The sequence below is a fragment of the Psychrobacter sp. AOP7-A1-24 genome (assembly GCF_052376235.1).
Lineage (GTDB): Bacteria > Pseudomonadota > Gammaproteobacteria > Pseudomonadales > Moraxellaceae > Psychrobacter.
In genome coordinates, this window is the sequence record NZ_JBQSVM010000027.1 from 1 (window position 1) to 17,074 (window position 17,074).

Genomic DNA, 17,074 nt, shown 5'->3' on the forward strand with positions numbered 1-17,074 from the left:
ACCTCGTCCTCTTAAGTAATTCTTTTCACTGATTTGTGAAATTCGTCTGCGAATAGTATTCTTACTGGGTTTATCAATACCTAGCTCATAACATCTTTTAAGTACTTCACGAATAGTTGATTCTTCGGTAGGGCGTTGTATCGTTAAGAAATGTTCGTTAATAACATCTTGAATCAACTTTTCAACATGCGGTTTCAGTTGATTGTCCCCTTTTCTTCTGCCACTTTTTCTATCGATGAGAGAAGCTATCGAGTTGGCTGACAAATATGCGTCTCGCCACCTACGTAAAGTTCTAGCAGATACATCCACCTCACTAGCGCGTTCATCAAGCGTTATAGAGGTTGAGTTTAAAAGTGGCTTAATAGCAATGTATCTTTCATGCGCCTTTTTCCAGTCATCATCACTGACTTCGTTGATATCAAACTTAATAGTCACATTATTAGTATCAACAATATTTTGAAAGTCATGGATACTCATAACTTTATTGCGCTGATTAGATAGCTTTTTAAATAAAGCCTGATTCATATCATCCATGAATTCAATTAATTGGTAGTCTTGTTTGTCTTGCCTATTTGTATAAACACCACCTAGAGCAAGTTGAACATAACTACGTTCAGGTTGACGCTCGTAAAAAATTTCACGAGTCATATTGGTTAAGTTCTTCATGTTATTCGGCATGCCAAATCTCCACTTTTTCACTACGTATATCGTTCCAAACGTCAAATCCAATTAGCTTATTCGCCATCAGATACCATATAAACTGACGACCTCTAGGGCGATAAATATCACCTTTGAAGTATCTTTCTAAGATGTATTCGACAGTCGTGTTATCTCTTAGTTCTAGATCTGCCAACACCGCTTTAACTTCTTCAGGAGCTGCATATAAATTCTTGTACTTTCTCAAGAAGTTGATGTTGTGAAAAGCTAGATGATGAATTCTATCTTCATCATAAATTGCAAATCTAAAGCCTTGATCTTTACTATACTTGATAGCTGCCTTCCATTTATCTGACCAATCACGCCAATTCTCTTGCCATTCTAATTTGGGTTTAACCTCAACGATTACTGATTTACCGTGGTCCTCGGAAAGTTGTACAAAATAGTCTGGCGTATAAGAGTGAGTACGACCATTTTTCTTAAAGGGAATAGAGACTGGCTGTGGCACTATGTCTATGACTTCCTTTCTGAAAGTCTGATAGCGTAAAAAATCACGCTCTAAAGTAGATTCATAAGCTATTGACTCACCCATAAAAGCGAAATGGCCCGATATACTTCTGTAGGTGGGTTTAATTTTACGAACTTGTTTCATATAAAAATCCTTTGGTAGTAAGTGTATTATGTTCTTTTTTGACAAGGTTTATCGATAAGAAAAACCTTTTTGACAAGGTTAGTCGTAAAATAGTGACAGAGTTTGATGGTAAAGTTTCTCTGAAGAGAAGATTTTTTGGTGGATAATTGACATGGTATATGGGAAGTGACAGCGCTCACTTTGCTCTGACAATGGAGTGACCTCAACAGTGTCACCATCAATAACACGAATACCTGTGATGTTTAGAACGTTAGCCTCAAAGCACTTAACGGCGTTATCACCGTCATCTCCACTACTATCGCTATTATTAGATCCTGAGCTACTTTCAATGACGCCAGAAGGATTGGGGGGAAGCTCGTCATAACCACCACCGCATCCCACTAAGGAAGCAGCGATAGTTAAACATAAACCTTTAATAAGTAGGTTCATATTTAACCGCCCGGACAGATAGATTCACAAGGTACACCATCTTTATCGCGGTCTAATCTGGTATTACCGCACTTGAGTGCTTGCTTGGCCTGTTCACAACTAACCATCTGACCACAAACACGCGGTAAGCCTTTACCTTGCGATCCACCAGCGCCCTTAGCAAACAGAGGATGATTAACCTCAGCTGCATTATAAAACGGATTATCAGTAGTAGTAACAGTGCCGTTTGACTACATTGCAAAGACAGATATTACTGTTGCTAAAATTAATTTTTTCATAAATAAAACCCTTCCATAAGAATTTCTAGAGAAGGCGAATTATCTTCTACACTAGAAACTCTATATTTGTTCAATAAGAACACATATTATATATGTAAACTTTAGTCTTGAACGTTGAATAAGCATTTTTATGCAGTCTCTCATATTCAAGTTATTGAAAATTAACTAAAATTTAGGTAATGCAAATTGTTTGTTGTCGTATTGAACTAGCATTAAATTCTCATACTCGTCACATGGCTTGATATCTACATCTGATAGCGTTCTTATACTGATGAGGAATCGATGAAAATACCTAATACCATAATTGATCCACTGAATCTTTTCCTTATCGCTTAACGGCCTGATTAACATAGCTAGTGCTATAAATCGCTTCTCAAATTTTTGCCGATCCTTATCTCCAACTATTCTATAAGCTGGCTTAATTGGTATTTGCTTAGATGCCCGTTTACAAACGAGATTAAACTGGCTATGATTGTTTAAATATTGAACAAAAGAAATCATAGCCGTTATATGTCCCTTATTCTTGATCAAGTACCTATCTATTTGAGCTTGTGACGGCTTTTGGCAGCCTTGTAAGCCATAGTGGTGGTATAAACTAATTATGGGTTGAAAGACCGTTCTAACAGAACTTGGCTTACTCTGACGACGCTTCTGTCTTTGATTCAAAAAAAGTAAGTATTCTTGCAGTATGCTTGGTGGATCACCATCAAAGGCGACGAACATTTCTTGGATAGCTGCTTGTGAAATAATAATTTGCTCTGTTGTATCATCGACAAAGATTTGACGAGTTTTTAAAAGCCATCCAAGTACAGGCATATTTTTTTGGACAAAGTGATTATCAAAGGTGTGAGTTATAATCTTATAGGAGGGTATCTTGCCCCATTGTAAGTCGCATTCTTTGAAAAACTCATCAAACCTGTATGCAGGGGCAACGAAGTTTCTTTTGCCCGTCCGACTACGAAGAAATTTACTAAAATCAGTGTAGCTTTGGAATATACTATGACTTAGTTGCTCTTCTAGCTCTCTTGTTGGGTTTTGATTTATCATATATTTTCAACTTCTCAATTCGTAATTGCATTCTTTCCCAAGAATTATTAACTGCCCTTGCTGACTTAGGTTTAGCAGATATCCTGTTTGCTTTAATTTGACGCTTTACAGCTGAAGGAAGCTCATTGTAGATAGGTAAAAAGGCTTTTGGTATGATAGGTCGCTTACCCAACCTAAAGCTATTTTGCGTTAAATTATTTTTCTTACAAGCTAATAGCCAGTCATCAAATTTTATTTTGAGCATCTGGTTGGCGTAGGCGATAAGCATTACTCTTTCCTCGTAGGATAAGTAATCAAACTTTAGCCCCGTTCTAGTTTTGCTTAGCCTAAGACCATCGATACCACATATACCAAGGGTTTCTACTAAATTTTTATAGATTAATTCTTTTTCTAAAGTACTCTTTCTTATGAGGTTGATGAAAAATAATGTCAGCTCAAACCAGTCACCAGAAGTTATTGAATGTCCAAAAACTATTGCTTGATTAGCGCTCAATACTTGTTCAGCCTTCAGTTGAAACTCATAAGCATCTGTACATAAAAGTTGATTTACTGCTTCAGCGCTTAGCTTTTCTCGACAATGAGGACATCTATTGATAAATCGGTGATTCGCTTTGATCAAATGTGGTTGATACGGCAATCCGCAGCTAGAACACGAACTTTGTAGTGAAATTAAGTGCTGTTCACAGTAAACAATCCAACTAAATCGCCACTTTAATCTCAAATACGCACTTTTGTCCTCTTGCATACATTGAGCGCAATATTGATGGCCTACCATCGTTTTAGAATGAAATTTGGGAATAGGTAACACCCAAGTAAGGCTAATATTTGGTCGATACTCTAATCCAATATCTTCATTGAACTGTATCAAGCTTCTATTATCAAAAAATTTAGTATCAGTTTGAGCAAGTACAGCCATATCTTGATGTATTTGCTTATTAATATGATTAAAGCCTTTATCAAAATCATGATGACGCAAATTGTATTTAGACCAGTGATAAAAAAGAATTGTAGAAAGGTCGCAGCCTTGATTTAAAGATACCCGTAGTAACCATGAGCTTATGCTTTCATCATCTAAAAGAGGCGTAGCAACGGGTAATGGTTTTACGCTAACCATTACCTGAGTCCTTCGGTTGAGCGAACATCTTTATTTTTAGTCAGAATGCCTTCGGTAATTTGTTCTGTGCCACTAAGAATGGCATCTTTGGCGCAAACTGACAGAAGCCTATGAATATTGCCTAAATTTCCTTTTGAAACGGCATGAATAAGGGCAGCAGTTTTGGGTTGATGCAATTCTGATGGATTCTTAAGCGGAAAAACACTTTCGAGTCGAAAAAGTAATTCTTGAAATCTTTTATCTAATTTCCAAAGAGGGACTTCTACGATATCGAATCGACTAGCGTGCTGAGGATCAGTGTGTAGTACACGTTTCGCATCCTGCGTTCCAATACCGACAATCGGTATCTGTAATTCATTGCATAATGTCTTCAAAGCATTCATTACCTGACGTTGCTGTCTTGGTGTACCTGTAAGTAATGAATGAAGCTCATCAACCATGATCATTTTGACTTGATACTCGCGGCATAAATGAAGTACTTGATAGAGCAATGAAGATGCTGAATCTTTCGTTCTATAGGGCATATGAAGTGCCTCTAGAATAGACATATAGAGGTCTTTTTCATTAGTGCTTGAAGGAGCATTTGCAAAAATAACAGGCTTGACTAAAATGCCATTCTCTTCGATTGGCATGCCATGTTTTCTAAAAAAACGATGAGCAATACTGGTTTTGCCGTTATTTGAATCACCGACTATTAAAAGGTTAGGCATTCTTAGTCTTTTTGGGAACCTCAAAAGTCCGTTTAGCTCTAAAATTATATTGTCTGCTACCTCATAATTGCCCCAGCGAGCTTCGTTAATAAAATCTAATCGATCGTCATCAGAATATTCTACAAGATGACGGAAATCTTTATATACATGGAGGTAAGACGTTTTGTTATCAGTGATAATTTCATTCATTATTCAATATCTCCAAAATCAAAATCAGTCGTATCTAGAAGTAGACCATTTTGTTCAACGACACTCTTTTCAGGTTTTTTAGAAGCTTGTATTGATGGCTGTAAGTTTGTTTGAATATCATCACTGTTAGTCGGTTCTAGATCGCTGCTAGTATTGGCATTGTTTCTTTTACTCGCCATTATTGTTTTGGCTACGATAGTTTGACTTTTTGCATGTGTCTTTTGACGTTGCGCTTGTCTACGAGCAGACTTCGTTTTTTTAGAAGAATCTTCGATTAAGTCTCGCATCTCGGTTAAAGCTTCATAAATTTGATGTTCATTTATATACTCATTCCCTTTATCAGAAATCTGCTTACGAATCTGTTTATATTCCCACAGACTCATACTTGGTAGCTGCTGGTTAGCAAAGGGGATTGTAAAGTACTGGTGTAAACTTGGATCGTAGAACCAAATTTTACTAATGTCTCTTGGATCACGTCTGAATAAGAAGTGTTTCTTACTTCCATCTTTATTTTTGGCGTTAATAAAAATATTTAAGCAGGGGTCGTAATAGCGTAAGGAGTCTATAGTCACGCCAAAATGCTGGATGGTTCGCTCAAAACTTGGCATGAAGTCTAATAGTAAGGTTTTTGAGTCTTCTGGTAATGATGGTAAGCCTGTACCAATGCTTTCACCATCTCCATGAATACCTAGATACCATTTTTCCGTAGGACTTCGCCCTAAAGTGCTATGGATTCGCTTGTGATAAACCTTGGTTATAAAGGTAAGAAGCCAAACCTCAAATTCATCTAAGGTAAGTGTTGCTTCTTTTTCAGAGTCATAATTGTCTTTTTCCTTAATATTAGAAAATGTTGTACCGTTGATGCCATGAACCTCTTTCATAAACGTACCAATGAGACGTTCAATATGTCCACCAAACTGAGGTCTTGCTACTGGTCTAAATTCAAGGTTAATCCCATGAATTTCGCACGAACGAGCCAAGGTGTTTGATCGAAAGTCAGCACCATTATCAACGTGTATTTTTTGGGGATAGCCATACACTTGCCATTCTGTATGATCAATACCATGCTCAAGTAAAAGGCTTTCTTTTTGTAAGATACTTCTTGCGACACACATTGCAACTGAGGTTGCTGACGGTGGATCTAATGATAAATAATACCCCGTAATCATTCGGCTATAGACATCGATAGCTAGTGTCAAATATGGTCTACCAATGGATCTCCGGTGTTCGTTATCGACTAGCATCAAATCAACAGGTGTATGGTCTATTTGAATCACGCTCAATGGGTAATCTGCGTTAGGAAAAGAATGAGGCGTGGGTTTGAATTTTTTTCTAGCTTGCTCTATTTGGCCACGCTTTTTAAGCTGTTCATACTCTGAAATTTGATCAATGCGTAATTTAATAGCTTTTTTACTTGGTTTATCGATTTTCTCCATAGAGCAAAGTCGAAAAACTTCACGATAAGTCTGCTCTAAACTAGCCCTTTGCTTAGTCAAATAAAATGCTTTTATAGCTCTTTGAATAACATCGTCCTGAGCCTTGGTTAGACGTGAGTCACCTTCCTTCCAACCTCGCTTTTTCTCTACCAGTCCTGCAATAGAACCAACAGCCTGATACTGCTTAATCCAGCGGTATAATGAACGAATTGAAACATTAATCTCCTTTGAGCGTTTCATTATCAATTTTCGATGATTATGGCTATGCTCAGTATTGATAATAGGTTTGATCGCCTCAAACTTCGACTGTGCTTTTTGCCACTCTTCATCGCCAATAGCACTGATATCGACATTGATATGATCATTATTCTGATCTTTAATATTTGACAAACTTTGTATGTTAACAATACTGGTTTTACCCGTTTCAACACTACGAACTACGACCTCTGTACTCTCGTTTAAGTACTCGACTAGCTCATAGTGTTTATTATCAGACTTATTTAGATAGGTTTTTCCTTTACGCAAATCAATACGTCCACGCCTGATTTCAAATCTATCTAAACCCTCATCATCATGGTCAATCATGAAACCATACCCTTTCGTTGTTGGTGTTGACTCATTTATTGTATCTACATCGATACCTAGTTTTTGAAAATCATCTAAATGCCTGTCGAAGATAGATGAATCAGCTTCTATAATTCTACTATTATTCATAATCCACCCATACCTCTGTTAAGTCATTAATTTTAAGGAATAAATTGAATTTTAATCGTTTAGTAGCAAGTAAATGATAAATTACTCGTAATCCGTGATTTCGCAAGAAAGAGCCTATGTAAAAACGGGTTAATAGGTAATCTATGGTAGTTGTACCCATAAGCCTAACCTGCTTTAAAACCGCTTCCTTATCCTCTTCTTCGATTGCAGAGTTTTTGAACTTCATTAAGAGATTGATATTGTCTAAAGCTGTATTCTTGATACGACTCTCATCATAGATATGAAATACATAACCATTGTCTTTACAGTAGCGCTGCATCGTCTTCCACTTATCTGACCAGTCTCTCCAGTTCGCCTGCCATAGATCATGTGGTTTAACCTCAATAATCATATTTGGCTTACCAGAGCCTTCTACGAACTTGATAAAAAAGTCAGGGGTGTACTTATAAGTAATACCATTCTTGACGAAGGGTATAGTAATTGGTTGAGCAACTATATCCTCCACGTCTTCTCGAAAGGCATGAACTGTGATTAAATCGCGTTCTAAAGTTGATTCATAAGGTAATGATCTGCCTTTATATGGAATTCTTCCTGATACGCTCATTCTAGTCGGTTTTATTTTGCGCATTTGTCTCATAATAATTTGTCGCTTATTTAGCATTTATTAAATTTTATGACAGCTATTTGGTATATGTTTGTCATTTAATTGGTAGGTATTGGAATAGAAAAGAGGTGATATTGAAGGGTATTGTGCCAGTAATTTGGGATTATTACACATGTGGCTATGACGGCAATACATCAGGACGATGTCGTTGTCGGCCTGAGCAAATCAAACGCTATCAAGACAAATTATCTGGACCTCTCTTAGATCGTATCGACTTGCATATTACCGTACCTGCATTACCGATTGCTGATTTGCAAAACAGTCAGGTAGGTGAAACGTCAGAACAAGTACGGGCTCGCGTAGTCGTTGCGCATCAGCATCAAATGCAGCGCCAGCAAAAGGTTAATAATGAGCTTAGCCCTAGCGAAATTGATGAATATATCCAGCTAGGCGACAATGAAAAGCAGTTGTTGCAACTTGCTCAGCAGCGTTTGAATTTGTCTGCGCGTGGCTATCACAGAGTATTGCGGGTTGCGCGTACAATCGCAGATTTGGCCAACAGTACCGATATCAACAGCGCCCATATATCTGAGGCGCTGAGCTATCGCAGTAAAGCATAGCCTTTGTTTGAGCAGGTTGCATCATGATGATTCGATAGATTGTTTATAGATCAGACTCTATGTTTCATAATCCAATCAACCAAGTCAGTGAAGTGGTCAAATGCTTCAGTTGGGTTTAATTCGCGAATATCTTGCCCGTAGTTATAACCATAAGACAGACCGAGCGTGTTCATGTTGGCGTTTTGACCAGCCAACATATCGTTTCTAGAATCTCCAATCATAACTGCCTGCTCGGCACTAAAGTTAAGAACTTCACAGACATGTAGCAAGGGCGTAGGATCTGGTTTTTTGAAAGGTAAACTGTCACCGCCCATTACCTCACTAAATAAATCTTGCCAGCAAAATGACTGCAATATCTTCGGTACAAATCGAATAGGTTTATTGGTGACTAAGGCGAGTGTATAGCCAGCTTCGTGCAATTTTTTGAGTCCGTCATCGACATCTGGATAGGCAACCGTTTTGCTCCCACTGAGATTCTTATAAGCTTCAAAAAATATTTGCTCTGCGTGATCGGCTTCCTCGATCGTGAGTTCGCCGTCTGCTACTTCTACTTTACCAACCAAAGCGCGCTCCACGAGTAATCGCGAACCATTTCCTATCCAGTTGCGTATCGTACCAATAGGGTAAGTCTCTTTACCAAGTGTGGTTAGCATCGCGTTGGTTGCATCAGCCAAATCAGGCACGCTATCAATGAGCGTTCCATCAAAATCAAAAATTAAAAGCTGCTTATTCATTGTTCCTCACTATTGGATACTGTTATATTTATTATATTGAGCATACTGTGCCATACCTTAGCACAGTAGCGTTCTGAGGCCAGTCAATTTAATTATCAGTTGTATCTAGTCTCTTGAGCATTAAAAACTACTCAACATCTTTGTAGCGTTCACGATGCTCTTTTTTCATTCTTAGATAATCTTCGTTCTCTCGGCACTCATCCCATTTAACTTTAAAAATTCGTGCTGATTCTGCTTTGACTGGGTCTTCTTTTTGTCGTGGCAACTCTTCGCGACCATGTGCACCGCTTTGACCTTTTTTATCATCAGGTACCGCGCCTTTATATTTTTTGCCGCCTTTATGATTGGCATAACGACGAGCGCGGGTATAGCCCATTTGAATAAACTTGCGCGCCATATCTGCACCAACGAAGTCATCGTCAGCCAAATAATCTAAAAACATCTGATAGATAGCCTCACTGCTTTCACGGGCGATGTCAGGAGTCGCAAACCGCCAATGGGGTAGAATCTCAGACTTATAAGGCTCTACCAGTAATACGCCTTGCTCACCGCGACCGACACGGTACAACTCAGGCTGAGCGCGCAAATCTAAATGCTTATAATCCAAGTCGTAATCAAACTCTCTCATATCTATGACCTATTATTTTTATCTACTCATATATGGTTATTGAGTATACTGAGCCAAGCTGTTTAGAAAACAGGATAGAAATGTTATACAACCGTGACAGTAAGTGTTTGGCATCAAAAGCGATAAGTGAAAATGGTTATGATAAAGTTAGCTTTGAGACGTATGAAAGCTATTAGTGTGATGAATACAATGCCACGAGAAATGTTATGTTCAGAAATAAGATAAGTGTCACGAAGCCGAACCGTTTTTTATTACCTAGCAATATATCGGCAGTATGGCTGTCGCTAACAATAAGCGTACTAGCCAATACGACTGCTCATAGCGCGTGGTTTGAACGTTTAGTCCCACAAGGTGAAGCTTATACGGTACGCGAGATAGATCGTGATTTGGCATTTGTGATAGATGGCTTTATCTACGATGCGCGCACGTCTTGTTTTTTAGCAGTGGGTGATCGAGTGATATTTTTTGAAGGGCGTCATGGTATTGATTACCGCGCGACTATCTATGACTTGGACTCGCGTGAGCGCTGTGATTTACTCTTGCGTGGTCGGCTATAGGAATAAGAGAAGTGCATGGATAGAATGAACGCTAAAGAATACAGTAAAAATTGCTCATAAAAAAAGCCCCGAACATCGCTGTTCAGGGCTTTTAGAATTCTATTAACGAATGGTGGCTCGAGGCAGGATCGAACTGCCGACACACGGATTTTCAATCCGTTGCTCTACCTACTGAGCTATCGAGCCGTCTTCGTTGAGGTCGCTATTAAACTAAATATACGCGCTTCTGTCAAGCTGTTTTTGCATAATATCTGATAAAAGACGATAAATAATCAGATATTGGCAAAATTAACCGTTTTAGCACTCGATTTAGTCCTTTACACGTAATAGTTCGTACTCGCTCATGATGCGATGAATATCAGCGTCCGCAGGGACAAATTCACGTACGCCTTTTTTAACTTCGCAATCATAGACCAGTTTAATAAACTTGGCATCGATAGCACGTTTACGGTTCTCTGGATGCACGGTGAGATATTGCAGACGCTTAGCATTGGTTTGCCCATCATCAAAACAGGCGACCGCAGCGATAGGCTTGTCATTGAACATACCGACATAGAGATACTGTCCACGTTGAAACCCTTGCTTAACGATATCTAGTACTTCTAGACCATCAGGCTGCGCATCATCGCTATCGTATAACGCCTGCAAGCGCTCTGACAGTTCATTGTCGCGAGCAGGTTTTCTGATAAGTGGCGCATCCAAACTATTAATGGCGATCGCTTCTAAAGGCATAGCAGTTCCTATAAACAGATGGTTTTTATCACATAAAATAGCAGTATGACATGACACAGCACGGTGTCATAGCGTGTAGTGCCGCAAGTAAAGGTCTTTAAAGTCAGTGCGAGTTATGATTGATAATACTGAACACACTATTTTAGCAGAATGACGTAATTTTGTGCGTGGTTTACCGCTTGGTCGTGGCAGTAAATGTTAGGGTTTGCTATGATGAGGTTATGTAATATGTAGGGTATATAAACCCTAATATGTTGATATCTTTTGTATATATCATTTTCTAATACATTTTTGCTAGGGGCGGACCCAGACACTAGTAAAATATTTTGGGCATATTTTTGCCTTATTCATTGACCGTTTTTCACTGATAAAAAACTGATAGAGAGTAGCCATGACAGCCAATGCAACGACGACTGCTGCCACACCTGAGCAAAATGAGTCAAAAAACGTAAACCTATATGGTCGCCCTGAACGTATCGCGACCGTTGAGCGTAATACAGCCGAAACGCAAATCACTTGTACCGTCAATTTAGATGGTACGGGTAAAGGCGTGGTCGATACTGGCGTACCATTTTTGGACCATATGATTGATCAAATCAAGCGTCACGGTTTGTTTGACTTAGAGATTAAATGTAATGGCGACACCTTTATTGATGATCACCATAGTGTGGAAGACACTGGTATTACGCTGGGACAAGCATTCAACAAGGCGCTGGGCGACAAAAAAGGTATCCGTCGTTATGGGCATTTTTATGCGCCGCTAGATGAGTCGCTTAGCCGTGCGGTTGTTGATCTATCAGGCCGTCCAGGTCTGCATATGGACATTCCTTTTACACGCTCGCATGTGGGTAATTTCGATGTTGATCTATTTAGTGAGTTTTTCTATGGGTTCGTCAACCACTCATGGATGACGGTGCATTTGGATAACCTCAAAGGCAAAAACAGCCATCACCAAATCGAATCAACCTTTAAAGCCTTTGCTCGTGCGTTACGTATGGCTTGTGAATATGATGAGCGTGCGCTAAACACCTTGCCATCGACCAAAGAGGCGTTTTAATGGCTAAAGTCACTAAAGTAGCACTATTAGATTATGGTATGGGCAACCTGCACTCTGCTAGCAAAGCCCTATCGGTAGTCGGAGCAGAAGTCTCTATCACCAATGATCCAAAAGTCGTCGCGGCGGCAGACAAGATTGTCTTTCCTGGTGTGGGTGCAATGCGTGACTGTATCGTTGGTATGCACGAGGCAGGCATTGATGAGGTCATACGCGACGCTGTATTTAACAAGCCCGTTATGGCCATCTGTGTAGGCATGCAGGCGTTGTTTGATCGGTCAGCTGAAAATGGTGGCACGGACTGTTTGGGTATCTTAAACGGCACGGTAGAAGCGTTTGACCCTACGTGGAAAGACAAGCAAGGCGCGACGATAAAAGTACCGCACATGGGCTGGAACACCATTAGCGGTATGGATTTTGATCATCCGCTCTGGGATGGTATCGAAGACAATGCGCACTTCTATTTTGTACACAGTTATTACTGTGAGCCTGCCGATCCCTCACAAGTGGCGGCGGTATGTGATTACGGTCAACCGTTCTGTGCCAGTGTGATCCAAGACAATCTATTTGCCACCCAGTTCCATCCAGAAAAAAGTCATACTGCGGGCTTGCAACTGCTTAAGAACTTTGTAGAGTGGAATGTGTAAGCAGTTGATAAACGTGAAGTGACTATTTAATGTAGTAGAAGGTAGATTATCAATTGTATAATCTGCCTTTTTTATGCTCGCTTATATTTGGAATATATCGTGGATTTTACCGCCTTTAAAATGAGTATTATCGAAGCGACAGGACTGGCGAAAGATGCCTTACATATCTATGTCGGTGTCGGTGTGTATTTGCTGTGTCTAGTGCTGCTGCGACCTATCATAAAAAGCCAAGGTATTCGATCGTTTATCGCATTGATCGTTGTGACTTGTATTGCGCTGTTGGGTGAGTATTTGGACAGTCGAGAGACGATTGAGTCGCTAGGCTTGACAGGCTTAAGCCGTGACCAGATACTCGCGAGTATCCGTGATTTGATCAACACTTGCATGCTATCTTATGTGTTGTATGGCTTAAACAAATGGACGACCATATTTCGACCAACCAACAAATCGACTTCATTGACCAAACGCCACAAAAAAACGGACTATTAAAGTCCGTTTTTTTGTTTTGCTATTTGAATTTATTATTTTAGCAGCCAATCTTATTTTTTGGCTTCATCATACAACTCACGTACCACTTCACCGATCACTTTAATACCATCAGTCAGCGTCTGCTCGTCAGCCGCAATACTCATACGAATACACTCATGCGCGTGCTGATAATCGCTGACATCGACACCAGGGAAGAAATACTGACTTGGTACGATGAGTGTACCTTTTTCTTTAAGACGTTCGTATAGATCAACCGTGGTAATCGGTAAGTCTTTAAACCATAGCCATAAGAATATCGCGCCTTCAGGCTTATGAATCATCAGTGGGTAATCCCCCAAAGCTTCTTTTAATAGCTTCACAGCTAGGCTCGCCTGCTGTTGATAAAACGGTTTGATATCGTCATCTGACAACTGCTTGATACGGTCGTTTTCTACTAATGGCGTGGCAATCGCGGCACCAAAACGCGTCGGCGCTAGATTGACCACGGCATTCATCGAGCTAACGGCAGCGATGACTTCAGGAGCCGCCACGATAATACCAGTACGCATGCCGGGCAGGCCAATCTTAGATAGGCTAAAGCATAGAATCGTATTGTCGTCCCATGTTAGATTGACATCAGAGTAGATGATGTTAGGGAAGGGCATGCCATAGGCATTATCGATGATAAGCGGTATGTCATAGCGTTTGGCAATCTCGGCCAAATGCGCCATTTCGTCATCGGTCAGTACGTTGCCAGTCGGGTTGGTCGGGCGTGAGCAGCAAATCGCGCCGACACGACCTTCCTGTAGTGCTGGCAAGTTCTCTAATGCGTCAAAATCTACACGATATTTAAAGAAGCCGTCCTCGCCATCATGAGTCACTTCATCGATATGTGGCAGTACGGCTGTGAAATGCTGACCTTCGACATGCACGTCGCTATAGCCGATATACTCAGGGGTCAATGGCAGTAGAATGGATTTGTCGATAGACTCATTCTTCTCATTAGTGAAAGCGCCGCCAAATAGGTTAAACAGGTAGAAAAACGCATTCTGTGAGCCATTGGTCAGGGCGATGTTTTCTGCTGTCAGATTCCAATCATAATGACGGTTAAAGAAGCCAACCAAGGCATCGATGAATGCCGCATCCCCTTGCGGATTAGAGTAGTTCGCCATGCTGATAATGGCGCTACTATTGGGCACGCCTGCGTCATTGTCATTACCAAGCGCCTTATAAGTCTCTAGAAATAGCTCGTTGACGGCATCAATTTTGGCAGGGTTACCACCGCCCAGCATGTTGACTGGCTGATCGCTCTTTAGTGCGTCGCCTAGATCGTCCATCAATTGTGAGATGCCAGTGGGCTGGGTAAATTTTTGACCGAACTTTGAGAATTTCATAAGACTACCGTGCTGTTTTGGAGGAATGTATAAGAAAAAATTTGATTGATAAAAGTTAGGCTAGTATAGCAAATGAGGGCTATAAAATAAGCAAAGTGAGAGGTTGATATGGGTTTATATGTCTATACAGCTTATGAAGTAAAAAATGCCCTTTGTATAAATGGAAGACGTTTTGATTTAAAGGTAGTATAAGCGCGAGAGTCTACCGAGCTAACGCTTCAATCAGAGCTAAATCGCTTATCAAATGAATTATTGATAGTGAAGTAAATAAATAATAAAGCTACAATGAAAATAAGTCCAATAATGGCTTTAGAGTATGATGGAATAAAACTATCGGGAGTTGACAGATATGAGTGATTCAAGCAATCCTAACGACCATATTGAGTCTTTTTTGAACTATTACTTTAACTTGGAGGCTCCTCCGCATTACGCGGTTCTTTTAAAAGGTCCATGGGGTGTAGGTAAAACTTGGTTTCTAAAAAAAGCACTAAATAGTCTTAGTGATTCGAAATCTAACACAAAGAAATATCTATATGTAAGTTTATATGGAATTACTAGTTTCAAAGAAATTGAAGATGAGTTTTTTAGAGAGTTGTACCCTCTTTTATCGTCTAAAGGTGTAGCTATTGCAGGAAAATTAACCAAGAGTGCTCTTGGTTTTGTTAGGATTAAAGCCCCAGAAATAGAGATGTCAGAATATCTGACTAAAACAGAAGGATTGATACTAGTATTTGACGATTTAGAAAGAGCTTCAATAGATTTAGAGAGCTTACTAGGGTATATAAACTATTTTGTTGAACATAAAGATAATAAAGTTATCCTTATAGCTAACGAAAATGAAATATTGACCAAAAAAAATGGAAATGAAGAAAAATATTTTAGGATAAAAGAAAAGTTAATTGGAAAAACGTTTGAGGTTGAACCGCAATTTGAACTTGCTATAGATAACTTCAAGAAAGAAGTGAAACCAGAAAAAATACAAGTATATATTGAAGATAACTTATCCTTAATAAAGGAATACTATGGTTTTTCAAGCTATCAGAATTTGAGGCATCTGAGACAAGCGTTAATGGATTTTGCGAGATTAATAGAGATATTTCCTGATGAAATAACAAAAAATAAAGAGGTAGTTAGTCATATTTTATCTATATTTTTACTATTATCTTTCGAAATAAAGAGTGGTAATATTTTTCCTAAGGATATTTCGAATTTTCAAAAATTACATTATATGAGTCTTATGGAGGAAGGAGGTGATAAGGCTGTTAATGTTTATAAAGAGATTCGGATAAAATATCTAGACTTCAACTATCAGAAATTATTACTTGATTCTTCACTATGGATTGAAATTTTCGACAAGGGGATGATTTCTAAAGATAAAATAATTAATTCTATACATGAGTCTAAGTATTTTAAAAAGGACACACGAGAAAATTGGGTAAAGCTATGGAACTATATTGAACTAAATGATAATGAGTTCGATACACTTTTAAAAAGTGTGTTGTCTGATTTTGATAGAAAAATATATACGAAAATAGGTATCGTCAAGCATATAACTGGTTTATTTCTACTATTTTCTGATATCAACTTGATTAATAAAGGAAGAGATGAAATATTAGCGGATTCTAAAATGTATGTTGACAGTTTAATAGAGAAGGATATTCTATTATATGACGATAATGATGATGGTTTTCTTGATAAAGAATCATGGGCGGGACTTGGTTACCATCAGAGAGATACAGCTGAATTCGAATATTTGTACAAATACATCGAAGCTAAAAAAAGTGAGCAGAAAATATCAAAATATCCAGATTTAGCTAATAATTTGTTGGTTTATATGAAACAGGAGGTGAGAATATTTTATCAGAAAGTCGCTAACCCTAGCGAAGATATAAAGTATAGCAGTATACCTATTTTAAAATATATTGAACCTAAAGATTTCGTTACTACTTTTCTAAATATTCATCCTGAGAACTGGCAGATAATAATACAAGCTATTAAGTCTAGGTATGATACATCGAGTCTATATTTTTTTTCACAAGAATTAAATTGGTTAAAAACAGTGGTTTGCTTATTAGACGCCGAGGTTTCTTTAAGAAAAGGTAAAATTAGTGGGTATCAACTAGATTCATTTATTAGGTATACGTTAATACCTTCAATAACTAAGTTAGAAAAATCAGTACTTAAGAGTGGGAAATGGAAATTTAATAAATCAAAAAATAATAACTTTCGTGCTATGCCTTATAGTGTGATATCTAGAAGTTATTATGTTTAAAGTAAGGTATGAAATATATTTAAATATGTACTATTTATTTTTTATAAATAAGAAATTTTAGTTTTATGTATAATTAGAAAGACATCTTAAACCCAATGAGAACGGTTATTTTGAAGGACTATACCAGTTGCAGGCGTA

17 protein-coding genes, 1 tRNA gene and 2 pseudogenes are annotated in these 17,074 nt (G+C 38.7%); 6 read left to right on the forward strand and 14 right to left on the reverse strand.

Going from position 1 to position 17,074, the window contains the following annotated elements:
- From ACT3QQ_RS09845 to ACT3QQ_RS09885, 9 genes and pseudogenes are all read right to left on the reverse strand, one after another.
- Positions 1-678 (reverse strand): annotated as a pseudogene (locus ACT3QQ_RS09845) (hypothetical protein); the annotation flags it as partial.
- Entirely contained in the window at positions 668-1,309 is a 642-nt protein-coding gene (locus ACT3QQ_RS09850) for a TnsA endonuclease N-terminal domain-containing protein (RefSeq protein WP_192520017.1), read from the reverse strand. The pseudogene ACT3QQ_RS09845 and the gene ACT3QQ_RS09850, both read right to left, overlap by 11 nt.
- Before the next feature lie 78 nt (positions 1,310-1,387).
- A complete protein-coding gene (locus ACT3QQ_RS09855; RefSeq protein WP_192523542.1) occupies positions 1,388-1,738 on the reverse strand; it encodes a hypothetical protein in 351 nt (116 codons plus the stop codon).
- A gap of 2 nt (positions 1,739-1,740) precedes the next feature.
- Complete coding sequence (locus ACT3QQ_RS09860; protein ID WP_192523541.1) at positions 1,741-1,845, reverse strand: excalibur calcium-binding domain-containing protein; 105 nt, start codon at positions 1,843-1,845, stop codon at positions 1,741-1,743.
- 336 nt (positions 1,846-2,181) lie between these two features.
- On the reverse strand, positions 2,182-3,063 hold the full coding sequence (locus ACT3QQ_RS09865) for a hypothetical protein (RefSeq protein WP_192523540.1): 882 nt from the start codon (positions 3,061-3,063) through the stop codon (positions 2,182-2,184).
- The gene (locus ACT3QQ_RS09870) at positions 3,014-4,177 is read right to left on the reverse strand and encodes a TniQ family protein (protein WP_192523539.1); all 1,164 of its coding nucleotides are present in this window, start codon (positions 4,175-4,177) and stop codon (positions 3,014-3,016) included. Before ACT3QQ_RS09870 ends, ACT3QQ_RS09865 begins: the two co-directional genes overlap by 50 nt.
- Entirely contained in the window at positions 4,177-5,076 is a 900-nt protein-coding gene (locus ACT3QQ_RS09875; protein WP_444527879.1) for a TniB family NTP-binding protein, read from the reverse strand. The genes ACT3QQ_RS09870 and ACT3QQ_RS09875 overlap by 1 nt, the downstream gene beginning before the upstream one ends.
- Positions 5,076-7,226 (reverse strand): Mu transposase C-terminal domain-containing protein, encoded by a 2,151-nt coding sequence (locus ACT3QQ_RS09880; RefSeq protein ID WP_192523537.1) that lies wholly within the window; start codon positions 7,224-7,226, stop codon positions 5,076-5,078. Before ACT3QQ_RS09880 ends, ACT3QQ_RS09875 begins: the two co-directional genes overlap by 1 nt.
- Entirely contained in the window at positions 7,219-7,863 is a 645-nt protein-coding gene (locus ACT3QQ_RS09885) for a TnsA endonuclease N-terminal domain-containing protein (RefSeq protein WP_225736915.1), read from the reverse strand. Before ACT3QQ_RS09885 ends, ACT3QQ_RS09880 begins: the two co-directional genes overlap by 8 nt.
- A 140-nt stretch (positions 7,864-8,003) precedes the next feature.
- Between ACT3QQ_RS09885 and ACT3QQ_RS09890 the strand changes: the two are divergent.
- Positions 8,004-8,450 (forward strand): annotated as a pseudogene (locus ACT3QQ_RS09890) (ATP-binding protein); the annotation flags it as partial.
- Between the two features lie 50 nt (positions 8,451-8,500).
- Here ACT3QQ_RS09890 and ACT3QQ_RS09895 read toward each other — a convergent pair.
- Both ACT3QQ_RS09895 and ACT3QQ_RS09900 read right to left on the reverse strand, forming a co-directional pair.
- Positions 8,501-9,184 carry a phosphoglycolate phosphatase gene (locus ACT3QQ_RS09895; protein WP_444527880.1) on the reverse strand — a complete coding sequence of 228 codons (684 nt, stop codon included), beginning with the start codon at positions 9,182-9,184 and terminating at the stop codon, positions 8,501-8,503.
- 127 nt (positions 9,185-9,311) lie between these two features.
- Entirely contained in the window at positions 9,312-9,812 is a 501-nt protein-coding gene (locus ACT3QQ_RS09900; protein WP_444527881.1) for a DUF4385 domain-containing protein, read from the reverse strand.
- A gap of 206 nt (positions 9,813-10,018) precedes the next feature.
- Between ACT3QQ_RS09900 and ACT3QQ_RS09905 the strand changes: the two genes are divergently transcribed.
- The gene (locus ACT3QQ_RS09905) at positions 10,019-10,369 is read left to right on the forward strand and encodes a hypothetical protein (RefSeq protein ID WP_444527882.1); all 351 of its coding nucleotides are present in this window, start codon (positions 10,019-10,021) and stop codon (positions 10,367-10,369) included.
- Positions 10,370-10,479: 110 nt separating this feature from the next.
- Here ACT3QQ_RS09905 and ACT3QQ_RS09910 read toward each other — a convergent pair.
- Positions 10,480-10,555, reverse strand: a tRNA-Phe gene (locus tag ACT3QQ_RS09910).
- Between the two features lie 123 nt (positions 10,556-10,678).
- Positions 10,679-11,101 (reverse strand): hypothetical protein, encoded by a 423-nt coding sequence (locus tag ACT3QQ_RS09915; protein ID WP_444527883.1) that lies wholly within the window; start codon positions 11,099-11,101, stop codon positions 10,679-10,681.
- Between the two features lie 391 nt (positions 11,102-11,492).
- Here ACT3QQ_RS09915 and hisB point away from each other — a divergent pair, with 391 nt between their 5' ends.
- The 3 genes from hisB (at position 11,493) to ACT3QQ_RS09930 (ending at position 13,291) form a co-directional block, all read left to right on the forward strand.
- Positions 11,493-12,158: an imidazoleglycerol-phosphate dehydratase HisB gene (gene hisB / locus ACT3QQ_RS09920; RefSeq protein WP_444527884.1), complete on the forward strand. Its 666-nt coding sequence runs from the start codon at positions 11,493-11,495 to the stop codon at positions 12,156-12,158.
- Positions 12,158-12,802, forward strand: coding sequence for an imidazole glycerol phosphate synthase subunit HisH (hisH, locus tag ACT3QQ_RS09925; protein WP_444527885.1), 645 nt, complete (start codon positions 12,158-12,160; stop codon positions 12,800-12,802). Before hisB ends, hisH begins: the two co-directional genes overlap by 1 nt.
- A 99-nt stretch (positions 12,803-12,901) precedes the next feature.
- Positions 12,902-13,291, forward strand: a complete 390-nt coding sequence (locus ACT3QQ_RS09930) for a hypothetical protein (protein ID WP_444527886.1) — start codon at positions 12,902-12,904, stop codon at positions 13,289-13,291.
- A 50-nt stretch (positions 13,292-13,341) separates the two neighbouring features.
- Here ACT3QQ_RS09930 and ACT3QQ_RS09935 read toward each other — a convergent pair whose 3' ends face one another.
- On the reverse strand, positions 13,342-14,664 hold the full coding sequence (locus ACT3QQ_RS09935) for a valine--pyruvate transaminase (protein WP_444527887.1): 1,323 nt from the start codon (positions 14,662-14,664) through the stop codon (positions 13,342-13,344).
- A gap of 349 nt (positions 14,665-15,013) precedes the next feature.
- Between ACT3QQ_RS09935 and ACT3QQ_RS09940 the strand changes: the two genes are divergently transcribed.
- On the forward strand, positions 15,014-16,936 hold the full coding sequence (locus ACT3QQ_RS09940; RefSeq protein ID WP_444527888.1) for a P-loop NTPase fold protein: 1,923 nt from the start codon (positions 15,014-15,016) through the stop codon (positions 16,934-16,936).
- Positions 16,937-17,074 lie beyond the last annotated feature (138 nt).

Bases quoted from the DNA above. Each gene is read 5' to 3' on its own strand.
- ACT3QQ_RS09850 (WP_192520017.1), bottom strand. From the start codon at position 1,309: ATGAAACAAGTTCGTAAAATTAAACCCACCTACAGAAGTATATCGGGC.
- ACT3QQ_RS09855 (WP_192523542.1), bottom strand. From the start codon at position 1,738: ATGAACCTACTTATTAAAGGTTTATGTTTAACTATCGCTGCTTCCTTA.
- ACT3QQ_RS09860 (WP_192523541.1), bottom strand. From the start codon at position 1,845: ATGGTTAGTTGTGAACAGGCCAAGCAAGCACTCAAGTGCGGTAATACC.
- ACT3QQ_RS09865 (WP_192523540.1), bottom strand. From the start codon at position 3,063: ATGATAAATCAAAACCCAACAAGAGAGCTAGAAGAGCAACTAAGTCAT.
- ACT3QQ_RS09870 (WP_192523539.1), bottom strand. From the start codon at position 4,177: ATGGTTAGCGTAAAACCATTACCCGTTGCTACGCCTCTTTTAGATGAT.
- ACT3QQ_RS09875 (WP_444527879.1), bottom strand. From the start codon at position 5,076: ATGAATGAAATTATCACTGATAACAAAACGTCTTACCTCCATGTATAT.
- ACT3QQ_RS09880 (WP_192523537.1), bottom strand. From the start codon at position 7,226: ATGAATAATAGTAGAATTATAGAAGCTGATTCATCTATCTTCGACAGG.
- ACT3QQ_RS09885 (WP_225736915.1), bottom strand. From the start codon at position 7,863: ATGAGACAAATGCGCAAAATAAAACCGACTAGAATGAGCGTATCAGGA.
- ACT3QQ_RS09895 (WP_444527880.1), bottom strand. From the start codon at position 9,184: ATGAATAAGCAGCTTTTAATTTTTGATTTTGATGGAACGCTCATTGAT.
- ACT3QQ_RS09900 (WP_444527881.1), bottom strand. From the start codon at position 9,812: ATGAGAGAGTTTGATTACGACTTGGATTATAAGCATTTAGATTTGCGC.
- ACT3QQ_RS09905 (WP_444527882.1), top strand. From the start codon at position 10,019: ATGTTCAGAAATAAGATAAGTGTCACGAAGCCGAACCGTTTTTTATTA.
- ACT3QQ_RS09915 (WP_444527883.1), bottom strand. From the start codon at position 11,101: ATGCCTTTAGAAGCGATCGCCATTAATAGTTTGGATGCGCCACTTATC.
- hisB (WP_444527884.1), top strand. From the start codon at position 11,493: ATGACAGCCAATGCAACGACGACTGCTGCCACACCTGAGCAAAATGAG.
- hisH (WP_444527885.1), top strand. From the start codon at position 12,158: ATGGCTAAAGTCACTAAAGTAGCACTATTAGATTATGGTATGGGCAAC.
- ACT3QQ_RS09935 (WP_444527887.1), bottom strand. From the start codon at position 14,664: ATGAAATTCTCAAAGTTCGGTCAAAAATTTACCCAGCCCACTGGCATC.
- ACT3QQ_RS09940 (WP_444527888.1), top strand. From the start codon at position 15,014: ATGAGTGATTCAAGCAATCCTAACGACCATATTGAGTCTTTTTTGAAC.